Here is a 2,142-nt window from a genome sequence, read left to right as displayed (position 1 = left end):
GCCAGGAAGGCGACGGGCAAGGCAACCGCCGGGGCCGGTGGCGCGTCCGCGAAGAAGACGGCCACGGCCGGTTCGGCCGGCCGGGCCGCGAGGAAGGCCCGCGCCGAGGAGGCGGCTCCGGAAGCGCCCGCCGACAAGGCGGCGACTGCGCGCCGTAAGTCCGCAACGCAGGCACCGGCGCCCGCCGCCGAGGCGGGCGGCTCCGCCGCGAAGGCGCGGCGTGCGCGGGCGGCCGCGGCGAAGCGCGCGGGTGGCGCGGTTCAGAAGTCCGCGGGCCCGGACGGCGGAGAGGCTTCGGCGCCCGTCGTCGAGGCGGCTGGCTCTGTGGGGAAGGCGCGGCGTGCGCGGGCGGCCCCGGCCGCGGAGCCTGCGCGCCCTGAGGCCGTCGCAGACGGCGAGGACGTCGGGAAGAAGGCCGCCCGGAAGGTCAAGCGGGCCAGGACCATCGCCGGCGGGGAGGCGGAGGAGCCGGCGGCGCCCGCCAAGAAGGCGGCCCGGAAGACGACGGGCAAGGCAACCGCCGGGGCCGGTGGCGCGTCCGCGAAGAAGACGGCCGCGGCCGGTTCGGCCGGCCGGGCCGCGAGGAAGGCCCGCGCCGAGGAGGCGGCTCCGGAAGCGCCCGCCGGCAAGGCGGCCCCGCCGGCCGCCCCGGCGGCGGCGAAGACCTCGCGCCGTCGGTCCGAGGCCGCCGGCAGGAAGGCCGCGGGGGTGCGGGCGGGGACCGGTGAGGCCACCGCCGGGGGTGGTGGGGCGCCCTCGACGAGGACCGAGCGGGCGCAGGCCGTACCGGACGGCGAGGAGACTCCGGCACCCGGCGCCGAGGACGCGTCGGGGAAGAAGGCCGCCGCCAAGAGGTCGGCGGCCCGGAAGGCCACGAAGAAGGCCGCATCCGCGGCCGAGGCCGCACAGCAGACAGGAGCCAGGACGGTGGCAGCGAAGAAGACCGCGGGCAGGGTGTCGGGCGGAGCCGGAAGCGCGGTGGCGGTGCCCACCGCCCGTGCGGCGGCCGCGACCCCGGCAGGAGAGCTGGCGGTACGGCCCGGCGAGGACCCCTGGACCCCTGAGGAGGTCGCCGAGGCGAGGGCGGAGCTCGCGGGCGAGGCGGCCCGCCTCACCGCCGAGATCACCTCGTCCGAGACCGCGCTCGTCGGGCTCATGCGGGACTCCGGTGACGGAGCGGGTGACGACGAGGCCGACACCGGCACGAAGAACATCACCCGCGAGCACGAGATGGCGCTCGCCGCGAACGCCCGGGAGATGCTGGAGCAGACCGAGCGGGCGCTGCAGCGGCTGGACGCCGGGACCTACGGTCTCTGCGAGAGCTGTGGCAACCCGATCGGCAAGGCCCGTATGCAGGCGTTCCCCCGCGCGACCCTGTGCGTCGAGTGCAAGCAGAAGCAGGAGCGGCGGGGCTGACGCCGCACCCGTGTGGCGCAGCCGTGTGCCGTACCCTCGTCCTCAGTCAGGCACCTAGGTTGAGGGACTCACGTGGCAGAGGCGGAGCGCATCATCGGTACGCCGGATGTTGACGACGAGGCGGCGGCACCTGCCGAGCGGCCCCAGGGCAGGCGCAGGGTCGTCGCGCTCTTCGCAGTGGCCCTCGTGGCCTATCTGCTGGACCTGGTCAGCAAGATCATCGTGGTGGAGAAGCTGGAGCACCACGAGCCGATCGAGATCATCGGTGATCTGCTGAGGTTCGAGGCGGTGCGCAACCCCGGCGCCGCCTTCGGCATGGGCGAGGCCTTCACCATCATCTTCACCTTCATCGCGGCGAGCGTGATCGTCGTGATCGTCCGGCTGGCACGCAAGCTGTACAGCCTGCCCTGGGCGATCGCGCTCGGGCTGCTGCTCGGGGGTGCGCTCGGCAATCTCACCGACCGGATCTTCCGCTCGCCCGGCGTCTTCGAGGGCGCGGTCGTCGACTTCATCGCGCCCGCGCACTTCGCCGTGTTCAACCTCGCCGACTCCGCGATCGTCTGCGGCGGTGTGCTCATCGTGCTGCTGTCGTTCAGGGGCCTGGACCCCGACGGGACCGTTCACAAGGACTGACAAGACATCCCACGCGGATAAGCGTCAAGCCGCGATGGCGGAATGATCTGCCAGTGGCTGGTTTGGGAAGGCTTTCGTCTCGTCGTAGAGCCG

2 protein-coding genes are annotated in these 2,142 nt (G+C 74.0%); both read left to right on the top strand.

Annotation, left to right across the window (positions count from 1 at the left end; genetic code table 11):
• On the top strand, positions 1–1,416 hold a 1,416-nt coding region (locus ACF08N_RS13255), incomplete at its 5' end, for a TraR/DksA family transcriptional regulator (RefSeq protein WP_392324702.1).
• Positions 1,417–1,488: 72 nt separating this feature from the next.
• On the top strand, positions 1,489–2,049 hold the full coding sequence (lspA, locus tag ACF08N_RS13250; protein ID WP_392324701.1) for a signal peptidase II: 561 nt from the start codon (positions 1,489–1,491) through the stop codon (positions 2,047–2,049).
• Positions 2,050–2,142: the final 93 nt, after the last annotated feature.

The organism is Streptomyces sp. NPDC015127 (genome assembly GCF_043080095.1).
Classification (GTDB): Bacteria; Actinomycetota; Actinomycetes; order Streptomycetales; family Streptomycetaceae; genus Streptomyces.
Note: the sequence above shows the minus strand (reverse complement) of the source record. Positions and strands in the feature narration are given on the sequence as shown.